Origin of the sequence: Chryseobacterium sp. WG14 (genome assembly GCF_024586945.1) — a bacterium.
Taxonomy (GTDB): Bacteria; Bacteroidota; Bacteroidia; order Flavobacteriales; family Weeksellaceae; genus Chryseobacterium.
Genome location: NZ_JALCZD010000003.1, coordinates 373,089 through 394,782, shown reverse-complemented (window position 1 = coordinate 394,782; position 21,694 = coordinate 373,089). Strand labels below are relative to the sequence as shown.

The 21,694-nt window shown below is 35.2% G+C and carries 24 protein-coding genes; 16 read left to right on the top strand and 8 right to left on the bottom strand.

Going from position 1 to position 21,694, the window contains the following annotated elements; genetic code table 11:
* Positions 1-49: 49 nt before the first annotated feature.
* Complete coding sequence (locus MP478_RS07840; RefSeq protein ID WP_257200109.1) at positions 50-655, bottom strand: alpha-ketoglutarate-dependent dioxygenase AlkB; 606 nt, start codon at positions 653-655, stop codon at positions 50-52.
* 298 nt (positions 656-953) lie between these two features.
* On the opposite strand from MP478_RS07840, the gene MP478_RS07835 reads away from it, so the two are divergent.
* From MP478_RS07835 to MP478_RS07825, 3 genes are all read left to right on the top strand, one after another.
* Positions 954-1,085 carry a hypothetical protein gene (locus MP478_RS07835; RefSeq protein WP_257200108.1) on the top strand — a complete coding sequence of 44 codons (132 nt, stop codon included), beginning with the start codon at positions 954-956 and terminating at the stop codon, positions 1,083-1,085.
* Positions 1,086-1,229: 144 nt separating this feature from the next.
* A complete protein-coding gene (locus MP478_RS07830; RefSeq protein ID WP_230039034.1) occupies positions 1,230-2,228 on the top strand; it encodes a phosphotransferase in 999 nt (332 codons plus the stop codon).
* Between the two features lie 26 nt (positions 2,229-2,254).
* Positions 2,255-2,551, top strand: a complete 297-nt coding sequence (locus MP478_RS07825; RefSeq protein ID WP_230039025.1) for a hypothetical protein — start codon at positions 2,255-2,257, stop codon at positions 2,549-2,551.
* Between the two features lie 199 nt (positions 2,552-2,750).
* Here MP478_RS07825 and MP478_RS07820 read toward each other — a convergent pair whose 3' ends face one another.
* Positions 2,751-3,344: a hypothetical protein gene (locus MP478_RS07820; protein WP_257200107.1), complete on the bottom strand. Its 594-nt coding sequence runs from the start codon at positions 3,342-3,344 to the stop codon at positions 2,751-2,753.
* A 206-nt stretch (positions 3,345-3,550) separates the two neighbouring features.
* Here MP478_RS07820 and MP478_RS07815 point away from each other — a divergent pair, with 206 nt between their 5' ends.
* Complete coding sequence (locus MP478_RS07815; protein WP_257188809.1) at positions 3,551-3,946, top strand: VOC family protein; 396 nt, start codon at positions 3,551-3,553, stop codon at positions 3,944-3,946.
* Between the two features lie 355 nt (positions 3,947-4,301).
* On the opposite strand, the gene MP478_RS07810 is transcribed toward MP478_RS07815, so the two are convergent.
* Entirely contained in the window at positions 4,302-5,084 is a 783-nt protein-coding gene (locus MP478_RS07810) for a YdcF family protein (RefSeq protein WP_257200106.1), read from the bottom strand.
* 153 nt (positions 5,085-5,237) lie between these two features.
* Here MP478_RS07810 and MP478_RS07805 point away from each other — a divergent pair, with 153 nt between their 5' ends.
* The 9 genes from MP478_RS07805 (at position 5,238) to MP478_RS07765 (ending at position 11,593) form a co-directional block, all read left to right on the top strand.
* Positions 5,238-6,050 (top strand): helix-turn-helix domain-containing protein, encoded by an 813-nt coding sequence (locus tag MP478_RS07805; protein ID WP_257200105.1) that lies wholly within the window; start codon positions 5,238-5,240, stop codon positions 6,048-6,050.
* Between the two features lie 65 nt (positions 6,051-6,115).
* Positions 6,116-6,586 (top strand): DUF6265 family protein, encoded by a 471-nt coding sequence (locus MP478_RS07800; protein WP_257200104.1) that lies wholly within the window; start codon positions 6,116-6,118, stop codon positions 6,584-6,586.
* A gap of 539 nt (positions 6,587-7,125) precedes the next feature.
* On the top strand, positions 7,126-7,995 hold the full coding sequence (locus tag MP478_RS07795) for a YDG/SRA domain-containing protein (protein WP_257200103.1): 870 nt from the start codon (positions 7,126-7,128) through the stop codon (positions 7,993-7,995).
* A 132-nt stretch (positions 7,996-8,127) separates the two neighbouring features.
* Positions 8,128-8,457, top strand: coding sequence for a helix-turn-helix transcriptional regulator (locus tag MP478_RS07790; protein ID WP_257200102.1), 330 nt, complete (start codon positions 8,128-8,130; stop codon positions 8,455-8,457).
* Between the two features lie 123 nt (positions 8,458-8,580).
* The gene (locus MP478_RS07785) at positions 8,581-9,051 is read left to right on the top strand and encodes an SRPBCC domain-containing protein (RefSeq protein WP_257200101.1); all 471 of its coding nucleotides are present in this window, start codon (positions 8,581-8,583) and stop codon (positions 9,049-9,051) included.
* 199 nt (positions 9,052-9,250) lie between these two features.
* Entirely contained in the window at positions 9,251-9,829 is a 579-nt protein-coding gene (locus MP478_RS07780; protein WP_257200100.1) for a YdeI family protein, read from the top strand.
* A gap of 18 nt (positions 9,830-9,847) precedes the next feature.
* Positions 9,848-10,249 carry a DoxX family protein gene (locus MP478_RS07775; RefSeq protein ID WP_257200099.1) on the top strand — a complete coding sequence of 134 codons (402 nt, stop codon included), beginning with the start codon at positions 9,848-9,850 and terminating at the stop codon, positions 10,247-10,249.
* Between the two features lie 186 nt (positions 10,250-10,435).
* Positions 10,436-10,912, top strand: a complete 477-nt coding sequence (locus MP478_RS07770; RefSeq protein WP_257200098.1) for a hypothetical protein — start codon at positions 10,436-10,438, stop codon at positions 10,910-10,912.
* Between the two features lie 123 nt (positions 10,913-11,035).
* Positions 11,036-11,593 (top strand): DUF4256 domain-containing protein, encoded by a 558-nt coding sequence (locus MP478_RS07765; RefSeq protein WP_257200097.1) that lies wholly within the window; start codon positions 11,036-11,038, stop codon positions 11,591-11,593.
* A gap of 664 nt (positions 11,594-12,257) precedes the next feature.
* On the opposite strand, the gene MP478_RS07760 is transcribed toward MP478_RS07765, so the two are convergent.
* Positions 12,258-13,211, bottom strand: coding sequence for a hypothetical protein (locus tag MP478_RS07760; protein WP_257200096.1), 954 nt, complete (start codon positions 13,209-13,211; stop codon positions 12,258-12,260).
* 168 nt (positions 13,212-13,379) lie between these two features.
* On the opposite strand from MP478_RS07760, the gene MP478_RS07755 reads away from it, so the two are divergent.
* Positions 13,380-13,880 (top strand): hypothetical protein, encoded by a 501-nt coding sequence (locus tag MP478_RS07755; protein WP_257200095.1) that lies wholly within the window; start codon positions 13,380-13,382, stop codon positions 13,878-13,880.
* 55 nt (positions 13,881-13,935) lie between these two features.
* Here MP478_RS07755 and MP478_RS07750 read toward each other — a convergent pair whose 3' ends face one another.
* From MP478_RS07750 to MP478_RS07740, 3 genes are all read right to left on the bottom strand, one after another.
* A complete protein-coding gene (locus MP478_RS07750) occupies positions 13,936-14,967 on the bottom strand; it encodes a low specificity L-threonine aldolase (protein WP_257200094.1) in 1,032 nt (343 codons plus the stop codon).
* A 97-nt stretch (positions 14,968-15,064) separates the two neighbouring features.
* Positions 15,065-15,487, bottom strand: a complete 423-nt coding sequence (locus MP478_RS07745) for a hypothetical protein (protein WP_257200093.1) — start codon at positions 15,485-15,487, stop codon at positions 15,065-15,067.
* A gap of 97 nt (positions 15,488-15,584) precedes the next feature.
* Entirely contained in the window at positions 15,585-18,596 is a 3,012-nt protein-coding gene (locus MP478_RS07740) for a reprolysin-like metallopeptidase (RefSeq protein WP_257200092.1), read from the bottom strand.
* 242 nt (positions 18,597-18,838) lie between these two features.
* Between MP478_RS07740 and MP478_RS07735 the strand changes: the two genes are divergently transcribed.
* Both MP478_RS07735 and blaIND read left to right on the top strand, forming a co-directional pair.
* Complete coding sequence (locus MP478_RS07735) at positions 18,839-19,492, top strand: metal-dependent transcriptional regulator (RefSeq protein ID WP_230038962.1); 654 nt, start codon at positions 18,839-18,841, stop codon at positions 19,490-19,492.
* A gap of 189 nt (positions 19,493-19,681) precedes the next feature.
* Positions 19,682-20,401: an IND family subclass B1 metallo-beta-lactamase gene (gene blaIND, locus MP478_RS07730; RefSeq protein WP_230038960.1), complete on the top strand. Its 720-nt coding sequence runs from the start codon at positions 19,682-19,684 to the stop codon at positions 20,399-20,401.
* A 56-nt stretch (positions 20,402-20,457) separates the two neighbouring features.
* On the opposite strand, the gene MP478_RS07725 is transcribed toward blaIND, so the two are convergent.
* Positions 20,458-21,624 carry an aminotransferase class V-fold PLP-dependent enzyme gene (locus MP478_RS07725; protein WP_257200091.1) on the bottom strand — a complete coding sequence of 389 codons (1,167 nt, stop codon included), beginning with the start codon at positions 21,622-21,624 and terminating at the stop codon, positions 20,458-20,460.
* Positions 21,625-21,694: the final 70 nt, after the last annotated feature.

Sequence of the window (21,694 nt, the reverse complement as noted above, 5' to 3'; positions counted from 1 at the left end):
CCGTCTGCTGCTGTGTGAGCAATTGATAAAAGCAGGTAACAGACGGGTTTTATTTTATCAACCGAAAGGTCATATTGATCCTTGGTTTCATAGGCAGAGCAGATTTGGCAATGCGGTGTTCCCAATTTATCTGAAGATCTCCTTTCATGATTAACAGAGAACCATGCTGAAGGGGGAGGCTATATTTATTGGTATGATCGTCAACGTTTCTGAAATCAAAACTTCTTACCTGTCCAAGGCTTACAGAGGCAATAACAGGGTGGTCACCAAGTTTACTATCTTTATCCCGATGCCAGGCTACAGAGTCATTCTTATCACGGTATAAATTTAACAATACTGAGTTAAAAGCACATCCCGTGGCATTCTCTATACGCTCTTTTACATCAAGCAGTTCCGGAAGCCATCGATTGGCTGTAAATTGTGTATCTCCCAATTGATAGGTCTTTTCTTCATCACCGTACCAAGCCGTCAAACGGGGAGTGAGAACCATTTTATCATACATTTTCTGGGTTCTCTGTTTCCATGGAGCAGTATTCATTAATAGTTCTTCAAGCCCTGAGGCCTCATCTTCAGGTAAAAAATGCTCCGTATACTCCAAAAGCTCTTTAGGGAACCGATAATATTCTTCAGAATTAAATAAACTAAGCTGCGACATTTTAAAATTTAAGGTCTATAAATGAATTGCACTGAACTGTTATCATAAAAAAAGATAGTGATATAAATTATATCAACAAAAATACAAATTTTGTTCAAAAATGTAACTATTTTTACAATATAGGCCTGGACAATATTTATAACATAAACACAAAATTCTGTTTAACAGACATATAAATAGATCATCTGCAAAATTATCAATAAAAGCTTGTAGGTATTTTAAAGGGCAGGGAAGTTATGCGCAGATTCACGGGAGTTCCGGCGGTGTAGCAATACCTACCATTCAAATTGCCAAGGCTATGGAAACTATTATGTTCACAACAGCAAGAAAAGTTCATGATCAATTTCTTACTAAATTAGGTGCAGGTTATGTTATTGACTGCGAAAATGAGGAATACATTACTGTTATTGGAATAGAGATTAAAAAATAATCGTCATGTATCTTTGTAATTGCTAATAGAAGTTACATCGGAACTAAAAGTAATAAAAAATGGTAATCTAATTTTATTGACAAAAAAGAAAGAAATGTTAACGAAATTGCATATATTTTATAACCAACTGCGAACTAAGAATTAATGACAGAGAAATTTCCTACAATAAATAGTACACTTTCACCAAATGGACTTGGTAAACTTATTCAACGAAAATATGAACTAACCGACAAAACGGAATGCAACATATTTCGGCTTGCTATGAATCATTTATACATTGTTCATGATGACGAAAACAAATACGTTTTTAGAGTTTACACACATAATTGGCGGACTAAATTAGAAATTGAAGAAGAATTAAGACTTTTAATTCTTCTGAAAGAAGTAGACCGACAAGTTGCTTTTCCAATAGCTGATAAATCGAACAAATTCATTCAAGAAATTGAAGCTCCAGAAGGTACACGATTTGGCGTTTTATTTTCGTATGCTAAAGGCATTAAGACAGCTAAATTTTCACCCCAAACAAGCTTTCTAATTGGACAAGCATTAGCAAAAGTTCATCAATCCACAGAAAATATCGAACTGATGAGAATGTCTTACAATGCTCAAAACTTGCTCAAGAACCCTGTTTTAAGAACAAAAGAATTCTATAGTAAAAATAGAAGCGAAATTGAATTTTTAGAAAGCCTTTCTGCTTTTTTAACGCTAAAAATGGAAAATATTGACAACCAGAAAATGAGATATGGAACTGTTCATCTTGACGTTTGGTTTGACAATTTGCACATTGACGATGAAAAAGAAATAACATTTTTTGACTTTGATTTCTGTGGCAACGGTTATTTATGCTTTGACATTTCTTATTTCCTATTTCAGTTATTTGCAACCCATTTGAACGAAGAAGAATATCAAACAAAAGCAGAAAGCTTCATAAAAGGGTATGAGATAGTAACTAAAATTAGTAATGAAGAAAAAAAGTTTTTACCCTTCGCATGTTTAGCAATTATGACCTATTACATAAGTGTTCAGTGCGACAGATTTGAATATTGGACCAATATTTTCCTGAATGAAGATCATTTAAAAAGAATGGTTGGAAATCTCAAACGATGGATTGCTTACCACAAAATTGAGATTAATATAAACTGATATTGAAATCAAAATATGCTCACGTAATGACAGAAAGCTACATACAATACGCAAGCGGATATCAAAAAGACAATATTGATGAAGAGGATATAGTAAAAGCTATATCAGATATTCAGTTAATGGATGATGAGCATGGAGCCTTTTGGGTTTCAGTTATAACCGATGATGAAAACGTGATTGAAGTACATAAAGATTTATCACTCTTCGTCATTTTCGAAGGACAGCAAACCAGATACCAGGCTACAGATTGGAACGAAGTCACAGAAATCTATAAACTATTATTGCTTGAAAAATTCGATGTAATAACCTCAAAAGTAAAATAAAGAAACCCTAGCACGGGTTTTCGTAATTGGGACTTAAGTATAGGATGGATCGATTAGTTGGAATGGAACTTTGGATTCTGATGTAAATTAAAAAATGTTATACTTTTTGAAAAGCTAAAATATATACAATTTAACATAATATAAATTATAGGACAAAATAATCATCTAAGGAATAGAGGACTAATGACATCAAAATCCCTTATTCACCTAATTTTCCTTGCAGATATTCTTTAACGACTTCCCGGAACTCTTCTTTGGTAAGGAACCTGTCCAGAAACTCTTCCAGGCTTCCTTCGTTTTCAATTTCATTAAAATAAACTTCATGGTCCGTTCCGTATACCGCTGGGTTTGATTGATCAGGATCTTTTGCACACACAAAATAATGATCCGGATATCCATATGAATAAAATATACAGACAAAATCCATTTCTTTGCCTTTTACAGTTTTTCTTACGTCATCTTCCTCTACAAGCCCATCTAATTCTTCATAATCTTCCGAGCCTGGTTTAAACGGAGTAAACATCCAGTCTTTGAAAAAATATTGGCCATATGTACAGTCATGTAAGGAAAAATAATATTCAGTTAAGTCGCGGTAAAATTTTTCATTATTTTCTTTATACAGTTTTTGATGAATGCTGTAAAACTCGTCAATACCATACACATCCCAATCTTTGTCATATAAATAATTGTCGAATCTAATACTCTGCCAGTTTTCTACAAAATTTTTATCTGCATGTACAGCGTCAGTATTTCCTCCTAAAATTTTAATTTTATTAATAATCTGTTCATTCATCTTATTATTATGTTAAATTAAATTGTAACAAATACAGCATAACTGATTAAAAAGCAATAGTTTAATTAATATCTATCTGAGAATTAATCAATTATTAGTAATATATTATTTTTAATGGCCTTTATAAAAATACAAAATCTTGCCACATGGCAACCCTTATCCTATTGAAAGGTGCTACCTTTATCCTAACCAAAAAATAAAATAGTATGAAACCAAAAATGATCTGGGCAAACCTTGCTGTGGCGGACCTTGAGCGAACACAGAAATTTTATACAGAACTGGGATTTAAGCCCAATAATCCACACAGTTCTAATGAATTGGTAAGTTTTTTTGTGGGAGACAATGAATTTATTATTCACTTCTTTCTAAAAAACATCATTGAGACCAATGTAAAAAATGTAAAATTTGGTGACTCTCACCATTCCAATGAAATTATATTTACCCTTTCTGCTGAAACCATAGATCAGGCTGATCAGTGGGCGGAAGAAGTTAAAAATGCAGGCGGAACCATTATCTCAGAACCTGAAAGCTTTGGAAACAACTATTATGGTTTTGTCTTTGCAGATCCTGATGGACATAAATTTAATGTCTTCAAAATGTAAATATTCTGAGATTTTGATTACAACTTATTTTGGTCTTAAATCTTCTTCATTTTCAACCAGATAGCATAGGTACAGGATGGAAAAACACAGCTTTTTTGAGCCTTCATTAGTTTTTCTGTATTTTAGGCTTTTAAAAGAAAAACAAGCCATAATTTCACTGAAGAAAACAGACTGATGATTTAATATGGCAATGTAAATTCAATAGAGATGGACTTTAGTCCATCTGATAAAACATTACAATCAATTTGGCTTTAGCCAAAACCTATTAAAAAAGTTTGAACAGTTTTAAAGCAAACCGGCCCCTTAAGTTAACTCAAGGGACCGGTTATTTATATGTACAATAGACTGCAGAATACTATTTATTCATTCCTAAACTGTTATATAACTGCACCTGCCATATTCCCACGACCTCTTTAAGCATAACAAATGTAAATGCAGCATTATAGCTGTTAGGAAATATTGTGAGTTCAGTATCTATAAAATCCGATGCTTTAGGAATAGGTTTTAATCCAAAGGTCTGAAACAGAGCCACAGATCTTTTCATATGAAACCCCGAAGTCACCAGATATACACTGGATGGCCCCATCTGATTTACTATCTGACTTGAATATTTTGCATTTTGATAGGTATTCATGCTTTGATCTTCCTTAATCATGTCAGAATCCGGCACCCCCATCTTTTTAAAATTCTCTCGGAATAATTCGGCTTCGCTTGTATGTCCTCTTCCTTTTCCAGAAATTAATATTTTACAAGATTGATTATTTTCCCTGTATTCATGATACAATTGATAGGCAGTAACTATTCTGGAATAAGACATGGTATGCAATTTCTCTGTATTGTCAATATCTACCACCCCGCCACCGAGCACTACAATAATGGGATTCTGAGCCGGTATATTCTTCATCCCTGAAGTACTGATATAACTTTTCTGCAGATATCCGGAGATTAGTTTACCCAGAAAACCGTTTCCTATAAGGATAATCATGACAACTGCTGATATAAAAATTCCTGTTCTCAGATTTTTACATTTATTCTTCCTTTTCAACAGAGCGATAATAACTACTGCAAGAAATACTAAAAAATAGGGTTCTGTAAAAAGCTGTACAATACGGAATAAAAAGTCCAGTAAAAATTTCATCTATGATACTATTGATTAATGCTAAGAAAATATTGGATTTTCAAAGATAAGGTTATTTCATAACTCCTGTTTTCCTCAATATATTTCAAAGGTCTCTTTGAATTGATTTCTATTTTTATTTGATAATTTTATACCATCAGAATATGAAATACTATGGATTATCAAACATTCGAACCCGGGCCGGAGCTGGCTCCCTTTATCAAATGCTATTGGACACTGGACAGTCCAAAAGAAGACGTGCCGCAATCACAGACTATCGTTCCGGACGGCTGTATGGAAATGATTTTCCATTATGGAGATCTCTACAAACAATATATCCAGGGAGAAGCTATTGTACAGCCTAGAAGTTGTGTTTTCGGACAGCTAACCCAACCTTTAAGAATAAAACCTACCGGAATCACCGGCATTTTCTCTGTCCGTTTTCATCATGACGGTTTTTTGCCGTTTGCTGCTATTCCCATAAAAGAGATGGATGATAAAGCCATTCCGCTGGAAGATCTGTTTGGAGCTGCCGGAGCTGAATTGGGTGAAAAAGTATTCCATTCTAAAACAGTTCAGGAAAAAATAAGCCATGTAGAAAACTTTTTGCAGGAAAGACTTAATCCTGAAACCATTGACAGGATTGTACAATCTACCATTGATATACTCCTCAATGTAAATGGACAAATCTCCGTAAATGAATTATCGCAACAAACCAATATCAACCGCAGACAGTTGGAACGCAGGTTCTCTTCAGCCATTGGCATGAGTCCTAAACAACTTTCCAAAACTATAAGACTTCAATCAATCCTGAAACAGCTTCTTCATAAAGAATACACCAGTCTTACGGCACTTGCTTACGATGCTGAATATTATGATCAGGCTCATTTTATCAAGGATTTTAAAGAGTTTACAGGCCTTAGTCCCAAAGAGTTTTATGGTGACCATCTTCAGATGTCCTCATTATTTTACAAAAAAGATTCGTGATGTCGCATTTTTACAATTGTAAAGATTTATTTATCATGAATTTTGATTGATCTAAAATAAGCAACATGAAAACAAAACTAATTCCCGCTGTCATTGGACTCTTGATTATAGGCAGCTGGACTCAGCCCAGTGAAATCAAAAAACTGGAATGGCTGCTTGGTACCTGGGAAACCAAAACCACGAAAGGCAGTCTTTACGAAACCTGGACTCAGAAAAGCAATACTGAACTTCAGGGAGAAAGCTATTATTTAAAGAATAAAGATACCATTCACTTCGAGTCTGTACGCCTTGTAGAAAAAGACAGAAAACTGCATTATATCGTATCTGTAAAAGGTCAACATGATGAACAGCCTGTCGATTTTATTTCAACTCCTGGCTCAAATCCCACTTCACTGGTATTTGAAAACCGGCAGAATGATTTCCCTCAAACGATTACCTATAAAAAAATCCGTAAAGATTCTTTATTTGCAGAAATCTCAGGCCTTATGAATGGGAAAATGGCCAGACAGGCATTCCCCATGAAGAAAATAAAATAATTTCCTTTATCAGAATACAATCTATTGTGTACACCGGTATTGTTTTCAGAATAATAGTTTTCGGCGGCCTGCGGCCGCCGAAAACTTATCTATCCACTCACCTTCATCAGGCAAGTTCACTTGCCCACCCGTAGCTTACTAAAAATATACAGCACCATCATAAAACTTTGCGTTTAACCTAAAAAGATATAAATCTCCCGCAGATCACACAGATTTCGCAGATTTTATCTTTTACTTATCTGTGCAATCTCCAAAATTTGCGGGAAATTATAAAAAGAAACAAGCGAAAGAGTTTATTTCTCTCACCATAAAAACCAAAAACCTATCCACTCACCTTCATCGGCAAGTTCACATGCTCACCCTTAACTCCCTAAAAAATATACAGCACTATCATAAAACTTTGCATTCATAAAACGCGTAAGAATAAAATAAACACTAATCTTCATTTTCAATAATAACCATATATATAAAATCTTATTTTCAAATAATTTCCATTTAAAAATTATATTTGTCATTAAAATTTTTCATAAATTAATTCAATGAGCAAACCAATTATATTTGGAGAGATAGAAGGATTTCAAGAAGGATATTTATTTAAAAACCGTCAAGAAATCATGGATAGTAATCTTCATAGAACCTTGCAAGCTGGTATTGATGGCAATATAAAAGAAGGTGCTTCCGTAATAATCCTTTCAGGAGGCTATGAAGATGATGTTGATAATGGAAATGAAATCATTTATACAGGCGCTGGCGGCAATGATTCTAATACAAAGAAACAAATAGAAGATCAATCTTGGAGCAACAGAAGCAATGCGGCCTTGTTAGTAAGTATGGACCAAGGACTAGCTGTTCGAGTTATAAGAGGAGAAAAACATAAATCACTCTATTCACCTAAAGAAGGTTACAAATATGCCGGATTATATAGTGTTGTAGATGCGTGGGAAGAAATTGGAAAAAGTGGTTTTAAAGTTTGTAGATTTCTACTAAGATATTCCGGTTCTCAACTTACAGATAATCTATTTCAAGAATTTAATTCTAAACAGCAAAAAATAAGGAAAGAAACCGTAATACTCAGAATAGTGCGTGATACGAAAATAGCTGTGGAAATAAAAAAATTATACGATTTTAAATGCCAAATTTGTAATATTAGTATCCCGACAAAATCTGGTCATTATGCAGAAGGAGCCCATATAAAACCACTTGGAATGCCCCATGATGGAGAAGATAGTATTGACAATATCCTTTGTCTATGTCCTAACCACCATGTTATGTTCGATAAAGGAACCTTTTCTATATTAGATAATTATGAATTGATAGGGCATGAAAATGGAATATTATTTATTCATAAAAATCACAAAATTAAGCCCTCAAATTTACAATATCATAGAAAAGCTCATGGGTATGAGTGAGTTGTATTTTCTAATATTTCGCCCCTTCTATAGTTTAGTTCATAAGGTTTTTCATTAAAAATCAACAATTTCTCACAAAAAACTTGCGTAGCTAAATAACTACACATATATTTGTAGTCAAATAACTACACAATGAATTTAAGAAGAGATGTATTTCAGGCGATCGCAGATCCTACCAGAAGATCTATATTGATGTTGGTAGCGGCTCAATCGATGACAGCCGGAGCAATAGCGGCTAACTTTAATACAGCAAGGCCTACTGTTTCAAAGCATATCCAGATCCTTACAGAATGTGAACTATTGAGATCTGAACAAAACGGCCGGGAAATTACGTATCACCTTAATCCAAATAAAATGAAAGAAATAGCCGATTTTATAGAACCCTTCCGCAAAATGTGGGATGAGAAATTCAATAAACTGGAAGATGTGATGAAGGCGTACCAGAACTTGAAAAATAAATAATAAGAGATAAAAGATGAGGGACAGAGAGATAATAGACTTTAAATAGTATTGATTTTCTCCCACTCTAATACTCTCAACTCTTAACTCTCAACTCTTAACTCTTAACTCTCAACTCTTAAAATCATGGAACTTAAAACAAAAATCCACGCAGAAGATGGCAAACAGGAAATCTTTATCATCAGAGAATTTGATCTTCCTGTAGAATTGCTCTTCAAAGCCTATACAGAAGCTGAACTTTTCGAACAATGGATGGGCACCAAAGTGACCAAGTTTGAAAACAGGCCACACGGAAGTTACCGCTTTGAAACCTTAAATCCTCAGGGAGATGTAGTGTTCAGCGCTAATGGAGCTATTCATGATATTGTTCAGAATGAGAAAATTACGAGAACTTTTCAAATGGAGAATACACCTTTTCCGGCTCAGATTGAATTTTTAGAATTTGAAAAATTAACCGATACCACCAGCAAAATTACGATCCAAACCATTTATAAATCCGTAGACTTCAGAGATCAGCACCTGAAAATGCCATTCGCTCAGGGAATTAATATGGCGCATAACCGTTTACAGGAAATATTTAGAGAGACGGAGAGATAATAGACGAAGAGATGAGAGAGATGAATACCATAGTTTACATTGTGAATGCCAATAGGGAATTTTGTTTTGCAAGTGAATCGTCAACGATGAAAGAAAGAACAACAACCTTAAACATTACACTTTAAACTTCACACGCTCTTACCCTCCCACTCTAATACTCTCAAACCCTAGAACTCCAGAACCCTCAAACCCAAAATACATGAATCCAAAAGTTAATTTTTTCTTTGAAAATGCCGGGCAATGGCAAAAAGAATTTGAAAAACTAAGAACAATTGCCTTAAGTACCGAGCTTGTAGAAGATCTAAAATGGGGCTGTCCCTGTTATACCTATGAAGGAAAGAACATTTTCTTAATTCACGGTTTTAAAGAATATTGTGCCCTACTCTTTTTTAAAGGAGCCTTGATGAAAGATCCTGACCAGATTTTAATTCAGCAATCTGAAAATGTACAGGCGGCAAGGCAAATTCGTTTTACAGACCTTCAACAGATCAATGATCTTGAAAAAGAACTTCGGGCCTATATGTTTGAAGCTGTAGAAATTGAAGAATCCGGGGCAAAAGTTGAAATGAAGAAAACCAAGGACTTCGAAATGGTTGAGGAATTTCAACAAAGATTAGATGAAAATCTGGCATTAAAGGAGGCTTTCGAAGGATTGACACAAGGAAGACAACGGGCCTACCTACTCCACTTCTCCTCTGCCAAGCAATCCAAAACCAGGGACGCAAGAATTGAGAAATGCATTCCTCAAATCCTGGACGGAAAAGGGCTTAACGACTAATCATAAAACTTAATCAATATGGAAACATCAAACCGATCAGAAAAAAGAACAAAAATCATCTATTGGATATTTACCCTTTGGATGGCTCTTGGAATGGTTTCTACAGCTATTGTCCAGCTTATGAAAAATAAAGACGAACTCGCCAACTTCACCAATTTGGGCTACCCCGCTTACCTGATGACCATCATAGGAGTCTGGAAAATTTTAGGCGTTATTACTATCCTTGTTCCGAAGCGTTTATTACTAAAAGAATGGGCTTACGCCGGGTTTTTCTTTGTGATGTCAGGAGCGGTTATTTCCCACCTTATTGTTGGAGATACCGCAGCCAGAACACTTCCGGCTGTACTATTATTAGTTTTAGTCCTTATTTCCTGGTATTTCAGACCTGCCAACAGAAAAATTTCTTTTACCAATCATTAATAAAACGATAAAGATGCCATACAATTATCCTATTATAACGGGTTGGATAATGGGTTGGAAACGCAAAGGCGCAAAGATTTAATACAACAAGAAAGTTTTTAAGACGCAAGAAAATCAAGGATTTCCAGCAAGTTTTTATCAAATACAATAATGAAGCAGCATTCAATTTTATCATAGATAAAATCCTTGCGTCTTAAAGCAGTATTTTTTATAATAATTTGCGGCTTTGCGAGTAACCAACTATTTACTATTAGATGTTGGAAAAACGCAAAGACGCAAAGATTAATACAAAAAGGCTATTATAAGACGCAAGAAAATCAACGATTTTCAGCAAATACAACCAAACACAATACTGTAGATTTAGATCAGCAGCATTCAATTTTATCGCAGATAAAATCCTTGCGTCTTAAAGCAGTATTTTTTATAATAATTTGCGGCTTTGCGAGTAACCAACTATTTACTATTAGATGTTGGAAAAACGCAAAGACGCAAAGATTAATACAAAAAGGCTATTATAAGACGCAAGAAAATCAACGATTTTCAGCAAATACAACCAAACACAATACTGTAGATTTAGATCAGCAGCATTCAATTTTATCGCAGATAAAATCCTTGCGTCTTAAAGCAGTATTTTTTATAATAATTTTGCGTCCTTGCGGTTAGCCAACAAAAAAATCCATCACAGAAAAAATTTTCACTTCTACACCCGTATTTTTATTACAATTGATATCTTTGAAATAGCCCAAAACAGTCTTCCCAATAAAGTATCCATAAACAAAATTTAACATGAAAAAGAAAACATTAACTCCCGAACAAAGCGAAACTCTTTTAAAAGCACTGAAAACCCGCTTTGAAAAAAACATGAATCGCCACAAAGACTTAAAATGGGAGAAAATACAGTCAAAACTGGAAGCCAACCCTGAAAAACTTTGGTCACTGAACAAAATGGAAGCCACAGAAGGTGAACCTGATGTGGTAGATTATAACAAAAAAACAGACGAATATATCTTTTTCGACTGCTCCCTGGAAAGCCCTAAACGCCGAAGCCTCTGCTATGATTATCAAGCCTGGGATTCCCGAAAAGCTAACAAACCGGAAAGCAACGTCATTGATATGGCTGTTGAAATGGGGATTGAACTTTTAACAGAAGAACAATACCGCCAGCTTCAGGAACTCGGAAAATTTGATCAGAAAACTTCAAGCTGGGTAAAAACACCGGCTTCTATCAGAGAACTTGGAGGAGCTATTTTCTGTGACAGACGCTATAATACCGTTTTTATGTATCATAATGGTGCAGATTCCTATTATGCAGCGAGAGGGTTCAGGGGAATGGTGAAGGTGTAAGAGAGTTGGAGGGTTTGAGAGTTTGAGAGTGAAAAAATCTTTGATTTTTTCACAACTTTAGTGTACTTTATATGCGCAAAACTGGAAACTTTAATAACTTAAGTGTTTAAAAACTTTTGTGACTTTTGTGGTTACAATAAACACTTTAGAGCACTTTAGCAAGTTTAAAATAATAGCGCATAAGTAAGATTACTTAAGATGAAAAATCAAAGATTTTCTTAAAACTTTAGTGTACTTTATATGCGCAAAGCTGGAAACTTTAATAACTTAAGTGTTTAAAAACTTTTGTGACTTTTGTGGTTACAAGAAAATCCTAACCTACTAGGGGTTAGATTCCTCCGGAATGACAAGCAGAACACTATTATACATCACTCTATATAAATCTCAATATTGCAAATACTTAAAACACTTTAGAACTCTTTAGTAAGTTTAAAAGAATAATGCATAAGTAAGACCATTTTAGATAAAAATCAAAGATTTTTTCAAAACTTTAGTGTACTTATTAGTACGCAAAGTTGGAAACTTTAATAACTTAAGTGTTTAAAAATTTTTGTGACTTTTGTGGTTACAAGAAAATCCTAACCTACTAGGGGTTAGATCTTCCGGGATGACAAATAAAACGTTTAGTTTATTATAAATTACTGGTCTCTTTTTTTCAATAAATTCAGAAATCTTTCAGCCATGGAGATTCTACACTCCAGAATATAATATGAACCCCCAGGAAATCCTGAGCATAGCTTACAAATTCTTCTTTGGTAAAAGGTTTCTTTGTTTTTGGGTTTTTATACGTTAAGGTGGGCTCCTGAACAGCCATGGCTACTAACGGTAACTTTCCTTTATACTGATGAAAGAATGGATAAGAATTTTTCATCTGGGCATTTTTATTGGGAACAATATCCGGACCTCCCAATCCTATATTATTTTTATCTGCAAAATCAAATAAGCGGGACATATACTGATGATCGTTTTCCCATTCACATGGAAAGAAATTCACATACTGTAAAACATAAGATTTTTTAAAAGCATTTCTGGCAAATTTTAAATTATCCAGCTCGGCCTGAAAGTAGGTGTCGCAGCTGAAACCTGTTTTATCTTTTTTCATATCAATATCGATGGCTGTTTCCGGAAGGTTAATGCCCTGGATCTTTCCGTCAAACTTTTTGGCCAACGCTTCTATCAGTTTCTGATACCTCTCCCGAACTGCGGGATTCCATTGCTGGGTAACCCAGCCACTTCCTACAGGTTTATTCTCACCCGGATTGTCATATTGAGCAACCAGTCCACCGGTATATACCTTTTCATTTAAAATATAATCGGGAACGTATCTTGCCTGAGGTTCAAAGAACCGATCCTGAAGCTGGATAAAAAGCTTTCTGTCTAAAGAAGTCAAATAGGCTAAGTCTTTTTCAATACGAGAAAAATCATAAACATCTTTTGATGTTTCCAGTGCTCTCCAGTTATAGACAATCTGCACTCCTCCAATATCTTTTCGCATAATCATTTTCTCGATGTTCTGCAGATCTCCCGACGAAGTATAAATATAGTTTTGGGGCGTTTGTCCCATTAAAAAATGTAATCCTAGCAATACTATTCCTAATCCCAGTATTCTAGTGGTCATTGTCATCATGATGAATTTAAAAATAATATACTATGAATCATTTTCCGTGCCCAAGTCAGTGATCTTTTTAAACTTTTGAAAAATATTCTTATTTATCTATAATATTCTTTAATATATAAATAGTATTACTAATTTAGCAGTTCAAATTTGATTTAAACAACTGAGGATATGAAGAAATTAATATTACTGAGTGCTGTTTCGGCATTTCTGATCAACTGTAATAAGAAAACTGAAGCTCCGGCTCTGAAAGCAGAAGCAGATACCATTGCGGTAGCTGAACCTGTAATAGACACCTTAGGTCCAAAATCTTTCTGCTATATTGGTGTAACAGGAAAAGACAGTGTTTTTGCTTCTATTGATGATAATTTAGGAACAATCATTGGGAAATTATCTTATAAAAACAGTGAAAAAGACAGTTCAAAAGGTGATGTAACCGGCTTTAAATCCGGGGATACATTGAAACTGACTTATGAGTTTGCCTCTGAAGGCAAAAAAAGCAAAAGAGATATTTACTTCCTTCAGAAAGACAATACGCTAACAGAAGGAATTGGTGATCATAAGGAAGAAGCTGGACATTCAAAATATGCTGATGAAAAGAAAATCAGCTATCAGGACGGACAAAAACTGAATACTGCTGATTGTGAAACAGTGAATAAAGGCCTAAAGTAAACCTGGCCTCTGATATAAATAAAAACAGTCTAAAAAAATAGACTGTTTTTTATGTTTATAATTCCCTGTTAATAATTTCTATGAAACTGTTGACAGCATCATCTCCTGTATTCCAGGAAGTAATAAGGCGGATTGCAGAGAACTTTTCGTCTACTTTTTTCCAGACAAAAAAATCAAAACTTTCAGACAGTACCTCTATAAGTTCATTGCTTACAATAGGGAAAATCTGATTGGTATACGTATCTGCAAGGAAATGACCACCCTTGCTGCGGAAAGCATTTTTGATTTTCATCGCCTGCTGATTGGCGTGCTTTGCAAGATCAAAATATAAATCATCTTTCATCAGCTCTAAAAACTGGATTCCCAACAGTCTTCCTTTTGCCAGTAAAGCACCCTTCTGCTTGATATTAAATGCAAAATCTTCCTGAAGGCTTATCGTGTTAACCACAATAGCTTCACCTATCAATGCACCGTTTTTAGTGCCGCCAAGATAAAAGATATCCGTTAATTCCGCTACCCTTTCCAGGGTAAGGTCGCTGATTTCCGAAGTAAGCCCGTGCCCCAGCCTTGCACCATCCATAAACAGGTATAAGCCGTTCTGTCTGCAAAAATCTGAAAGCTCCCCTAATTCTTTGGCCTGGTAAATAGTTCCAAGCTCTGTAGAATTGGAAATATATACCAGCTTGGGCATGACCTGATGGGGTATATTTTTATGGTTCGCCAACACCGGAATAATATCTGAAGGTCTTAGTTTGCCATCCTCCGTTTCAATGCTTAATATTTTGTGTCCTGTTGCTTCAATAGCACCGGTTTCATTATTTAAAATGTGTCCGCTGGATGCAGATATAGCACATTGATAAGGTTTTAGAATGGAAGAAATAACAATCAGATTAGCCTGCGTCCCACCGGAAACTAAATAAACTTCTGAATCTGCTTTTTTTATTTTTTCTTTTATAAGTTCTTTAGCTTTTAATGAGTACTCATCTTCTCCATAGCCAGCCTGCTGTTCAAGATTACACTGTAAAAGGGTCTGTAATATATTAGGATGACATCCCTCAGAGTAATCGTTTTTAAATGAAAATTTCATAGAGTAAAATTAAAAAAATGTAATAATATTATCCCTATGAAAAAGAGTTAAAATATCAGAATTATCAGGCTTCCAGAACGGCTTTCGATAGTATATTTTATTTTATAAAATCATTTGGCTGACCCACCTGATAATCTCCATCAGGCTTTATATAAATTTTATATTTCTTTTTACATGTTTTATCCACGGGTTCAATAAAATAAGATTTTGCATTTTCCAGATAAGCACCACTCAGCTTGCCGGAAGCAATGGTCAGTGTAATGAGTTTTGTGCCGTCTTCAGACTTTCCTTTAAAGCTGTAAATTTTTGCTTTTCTCAGCAACTCGCTTGTGGTGTCTATGGTATTATATTTTGTCTCCTTTCCATTAATATCATATAAATTAAAAATAACATCCTTCTTACTCCCTTCAGTCAATTTATTTTCCTGTATAAATTTTTTAGGATTAAAAGTAAAAGTAAAACTCTGAGCCTGAGCATTACAGCATATCATAAAAACCAGGACTGTTAAAATACTTTTCATCTTTTTGAGTGTTGATAATTAATTGTTAAATACTAAGCAAATTCTGTACAAAAAAAGAGCTATAATCAGTATAGCTCTTTAATTTGTGTATTGTCAATTACTTTTTGATAATTTTTGATTGATGAATCAATGTTTTACCATTTAATAATTTTAACATATAAATTCCAGTTTGAAACTTAGAGAAGTTGATTTCAGAGTTGCTAACTGCATTATTCTCCATTAACCTACCTGAAGCATCATAAATTTCATAATCAGTGATTTTTTCATCACTGTGTATCTGAAGGTAATCTTTCACCGGGTTGGGCACCAGTCCGATTTGCTTTTTAACCATATCACGGGTTGCCAATGCTGTAGTAATGATTAAAGTAACACTGTTTGTACTTAGCTGGTAACACACTTTGGTCTGTGTAAGCTCACCAATGGTCTTATTAAGTAAAGCACTTTCGGTTCCGGTAAATGAAATTCCCTGTACTGTATAGGTTCCTACCGGTAATGACGTAAAGTCTGCAGTGGCATTGGTAGCTACTATAGTATTGGTCGTGGAATTGATAGCTGCATACGTATAGTTAACCCCGGCAGGGCTATCAATAATATTATAGAACTTCCCGGGACCTGTAGTACTAAGAACTACGCTGGATCCTACAGGTGTATTGCTCAGATTTCTTGTGGTTGCAAGATATTCCACCCCTTTTTCCAAATTGGCACTGAATGATCTGTAATACGTAAAACCAGTACCTGTTCCGGAATAAACAGCATTAGAAGTCACGAAGTTGGCTGTTCCGGTCTGGTTTCCTTTATAAATGGTAACAGCTACTCCACTCGGAGAAGGATAGCTCAGCGTATAACTTCCGGTCTCTGTCACCTTAAATCTAAAAGGAAGCATGCTGGAACCTGACACAAGCAAATGAGGAGCTGTTTGGGTCTGATTGTAGATATACCAGTTTTCCGGGCCCATATTAGCTGCATCAAAAGTCAGTGTTTTAGCATTATAAATATCACTGGAGGGTGTTTGTGGCTGTAAATTAAGATGAGCCTGCGGACTCCCCTGAGCGGCCGTTACCACTTTTGCATTTTCTACAATGATCGTATGGAAGGCATTACAGCTTGAATTGATGATAAAATTAGTATTAGACACATCAAAGAACTCAGCAAAATCATTAATCACTGCAGTTACTTTAACTCTCGCTTTATCGGTATACGGAACGAATGGCAAAGCTACAGCAGCCGTACCATTATTGGGCACATTAGAAGCAAGTGTGTAAGGGAAGGTTTCTCCTCCATCCGTAGAAAGAAGGATATTGACCGTACTTTTTAAAACATTGGTCTGGTTAACATCCCATGTTACATTGATATTGGAATCCGCATTTACGGATACATTTGAATTAGGATAAGTAACCGTTAAAGGTCCCTGGTTAGTCACTGTTAACACAACCTGATCAGAATCTGCTCCACCTGAAATGACACTGTTATCTCTTACTGTAAATCTCATCTTCATTGTTCTTGCTACCAGAGGCAGTGCTTCTGCCTCATTAGTAGGAGGCGTATTCTGATTGTCCAGGACAAATTTCATCTTAGGGAAATACCGTTCAGTGGTAAGGGTAGTCTGCTCAGATCTAAACAACGGAGCTGTAGTACTGTTCACCGCAGAATATCCGCCACTTCCATTAATTGTACTTCCAAATGCACCTTTGTCATTGGCAGTAGCCACATCTACCTGATCCCATGTGTATGATAAATTGGAATCTTCTGCATCACTTCCTATTCCTTTCAATTTAAAAGGTGTGTTTTTTGGAATACTGATGGCTGTATTTCCGGCATTGGCAGAAGGAGGTGTATTCGCTACCGCTACAGAGGTAAAACAGGTAGAGGATACGCTGAGTGTATTTAAAATCTGATCAATACTTTTGGCATGGAAGTAATTCAGTCCGTTATTGCCGGTATTTGTCTGATCATTAGGAGTCGTACAGTTGTTTTTATAGGCCATTATCGTTGATCCAGAACCAGGTTCTACAGCTGCTGCTGCATTCCATCCGGAAGTACAGAATGTAGGGCTTGAAGGGGTTCCTCCTACAGCATTATATGTATGCCCTGCTCCAAACTGGTGTCCCATTTCATGAACAATCAGGTTGGCAGACAATGATTTCGGCATAGAAAGTGTCCACTGGCTCCAGGCTCTAGCTTTGAGTGAGGCCGTACAAGGCCTTGGCCCTGCCTGTCCCTGAGCACTTCCGTTAGCTCCCGGCATAATGTTGAAAGTGTGCCCAATATCATAATCAGCATATGGAAGTGTTCCGTTGGTATTGAGAACATCAAATCCAGCTTGCGAATTAGCTGCTGAAGCAAAAGAAGGATCTACCGTAAAAGGATCTGTAGCTCCATTGGTAAAAATTAAGGTTTTATTGACCGTCTTATCAATCAAAGCAAAGGAAATAGATAATTCCGACTCATAAATCTGGTTAATAAGATTCATCATAGCCACCAATTCTCCAAGGGCAGCATCCTGATTTCCAAGAGCTGTGGTAAATTCCCCGGTGGTAGCCACTGCCATTCTAAATGTTTTCAAGGTATTTCCATAGGGGAAACCTGTTACTGATTTCTGAACATTCAACCCTTTGGCTACCGCCTCTAAGCTCTCTCTGAAATCGTTTTCATCAGCTCCACACTGAAATTTTTCACCAAACATTTCAAAAGAATTATAAATCCTGTATTCTCCTTTTTTAGTCTTATAGGGTTCAATAATATAATACCCCTGATTAGACTTGATCATTGCAGAAATTTCATTTCCTACTAATGTAAGCTTTATCTTATCCTGCCTGTCTTTTGAAAATCCATCAAAGGTTATAATGTTATCAAGCCTCTTATTGAGAAGATTATTTTCAGACAGGATAAATTCTTTTTTAGTTCCGTCGATAAGAGTCAATACGATAGACTGATTATTAATTTTTTTCGAACTTTTCCTGTTGACATCAATATTTCTCTTGAAATTTTCTGTGTTTAAGGTAAAGGTAGTTCCGGGAAGATCATCACTACTTAGACCATAGGGGCTCAATACCTGTGCATTCATTAGAAAAGATGCACAAATAGAAATAAAAGTAATTTTTAGTTTCATTGTTGCTGTTTTTTTTTAAACATTAAAGATAAATAATTAATCAATATATAGAGAATAAAATAATATGAAAAACTTACGTTTCATGATATATTTTTAATAAAAACAATAAATACTTATCATTTTAAATGATTTAGCAGAAAATAAGACCATTCCACTAAATTTTGAAATTTATAGACGGAGTTGTTCTCTATATTACTTTTAATATTATTTTGTTAGATTTGTATTGAAAATCATCTAACATTTTGAAAACAACACTCACAGAAGAAAATTATTTGAAAGCACTGTTTCATTTAGTTGACAATGAAGGAAAAGTAACGATTAATGAGCTTAGCAAATTTTTAAATGTAAAAATGCCGAGTGTCAATAATATGATGAAGAAGTTTGCAGAGAAGAAATGGGTCATTTACGAAACCTACAAACCTTTAATTGTTACAGAGAATGGAAGACGCGAAGCCGCTTTGGTAGTTCGTAAACACAGACTTACTGAAATGTTTTTGGTAAAAAAAATGAATTTCGGCTGGGAAAATGTCCATGAGATTGCAGAACAGCTGGAGCATGTACATTCTCAAATTTTCTTTGATAAAATGGATGAAATTCTGGATTATCCAAAATTTGATCCTCATGGAGAACCTATTCCTGATAAAAAAGGAAATATCATTGCTCAGGATCTGCAGAGATTGAGTAACTGTGAAGTGGGTGAAACCGTAATTTTTGCTTCAGTTACCCTCTCCGATGATGCTTTTTTAAGCTACCTAACTGAAAGAAAACTTCTTCTCAATACCAGAATCAAGATTCTTAAAATTGAAAGCTTCGACAAATCAGTTACCATAGAGATTGAAGGGAAAATCGAAGTACTCAGTAAAAAGGCTACTGAGAAAATACTGGTGAAAAAATAATTATTGTTATAAAACTAAACGGTTAACAAAAACTTCGCGTTCTATGCAGCCTTGTTGGAAATTGTTAAAAAACGGTTAAATACTTTTCCACAAAAACTTTGATGCTTTAATTTTATTAGGTTTGCAAAACTTTGTGCTTGCCTTTTCTTTCGTCAAGCAATAAAACATTAATTATTACCCTAAAAAATTATGAAAAAAAGCATTCAGTTTTTTATTATTTCCATGCTGTTAAGCCCATTTGCCAATGCTCAGGTAAGAGATTTTGTTATAGAGCCACCCATTAAGCCCAATTTGTATATTTATAAAACATTCGGTGTATTTGGGGGGAAAGAATATTCTACCAATGCAGTGTATCTTATTACTAAAAAAGGAGTTGTTTTATTTGATGTTCCATGGCAGAAGACCCAGTACCAAAGCCTGATGGATACTATACAGAAACGTCACAACTTACCGGTTATTGCTGTATTTGCAACCCATTCACATGAAGACAGAGCCGGAGACCTGAGTTTTTATAACAACAAAGGAATTAAAACCTATGCTACAGTAAAAACAAATGAACTCCTGAAAAAAGACGGAAAAGCAATATCAACTGAAATCATAAAAACAGGAAAACCTTACCGTATAGGCGGAGAAGAGTTTGTGGTAGATTTTCTTGGTGAAGGGCATACTGCCGACAATGTAGTAGTATGGTTTCCGAAATATAATATTTTAGATGGCGGATGCCTTGTAAAAAGCAGAAATGCTGTAGATTTAGGGTATACAGGAGAGGCTAATGTGAAACAATGGCCACAAACAATGGAAAAACTGAAAACTAAATATTCGAAAGCTGTTATGGTTATTCCGGGACATGATGAATGGAAAGGAGGTGGACATGTAGAACACACCCTGGAACTTCTGAATAAAAAATAAAGTTCAGATTAATATTAAAGAGGCCTGGCAGTTTGCCAGGCCTCTTTAAATATCAGTTATTGCTTCAGAATTGCAGCTACTTTTTCAATTTCTTCCATGGTATTAAAATAATGCGGTGACAGACGAATAGCCTGATCTACATTTTTTAAAGTAAAGTCAATTAATGCTCCATTCTTATTATTTACTTTAAAAATAATTTTATTCTCACTTAGTATTTTTTGAATGGAATCAATCTTTCCATCCTGTTCGCAGAAAGTAATGATACTGCCCAATCTATTTCCTTTATCCAAAATTTTGAACCCATTATTCAGAAGGCTGGCTCTCAACGTTTCCGACAGTTTCCTGTTGTAGTTTTCAATATTGACCATTCCTATCGCATTGGCATACTTTAAAGCTTCCGTAAACCCGAGCAATGAAGCATTGCACCTTTCAAAAAATTCAAATCTTTTTGCAGTTTCACTGAGCTGGTAATCATCAAATGCAGTCCATTCGGCACCATTACTATCCAGAAATAAAGGGGCCATTTTCTGAGCTAATACATGATCCGAAACATATAAAAATCCTGTTCCTCTCGGTCCCCTTATAAATTTCCGGCCAGTTGCCGTTAAAAAGTCACAATTAATCTTTGTAACATCTACAACCAGCTGTCCTACCGACTGGCAGGCATCTACAAGATATAGGATATTATACTGCTTACAGAGCTTCCCTACTCCTTCCACATTTTGAATTAACCCTGAGCTGGTAGGAATATGGGTCACCGCAATTAATTTGGGGCGGTGCTTTTGGATTAACTCTTCAAAATACGCAAGGTCCAGCTCATTATCCGGCAGATTGACGGCTCTGATAACTTTAATATGATACCTCTTCTGTAAAGAAATAAAAGCAATATGGTTTGATATATAATCATCATTGGTGGTAATGATACAGTCGCCATCTTTAAAAGATATACTTGACAATGCTTTTGCATACCCATCGGTGGCACTGTTTGTAAAAGCAATATTGGAAGGTTTAGCATTAATCAGCTTCGCAGCCTGTTCATAAAACGCATTGATTGGCTCAATGTTTTTCTCTGCTGTGGTATGCCCTCCCAACTCCTGTTCTTCATATAAATAATCCACCATTCTTTCAACAACAGGCTTAGGCATCAGGGATGAGCCGGCACTGTTTAAGAATATCTTATTCAAGCACCCGGGAGTGTCCTGTCTTATTGCATCTAGATTCATTGTATAAACCGTTATAAATTTGAAAAATAATGAGTAGGCAAATAGCTTTAATTTCAATAATCAACATTAA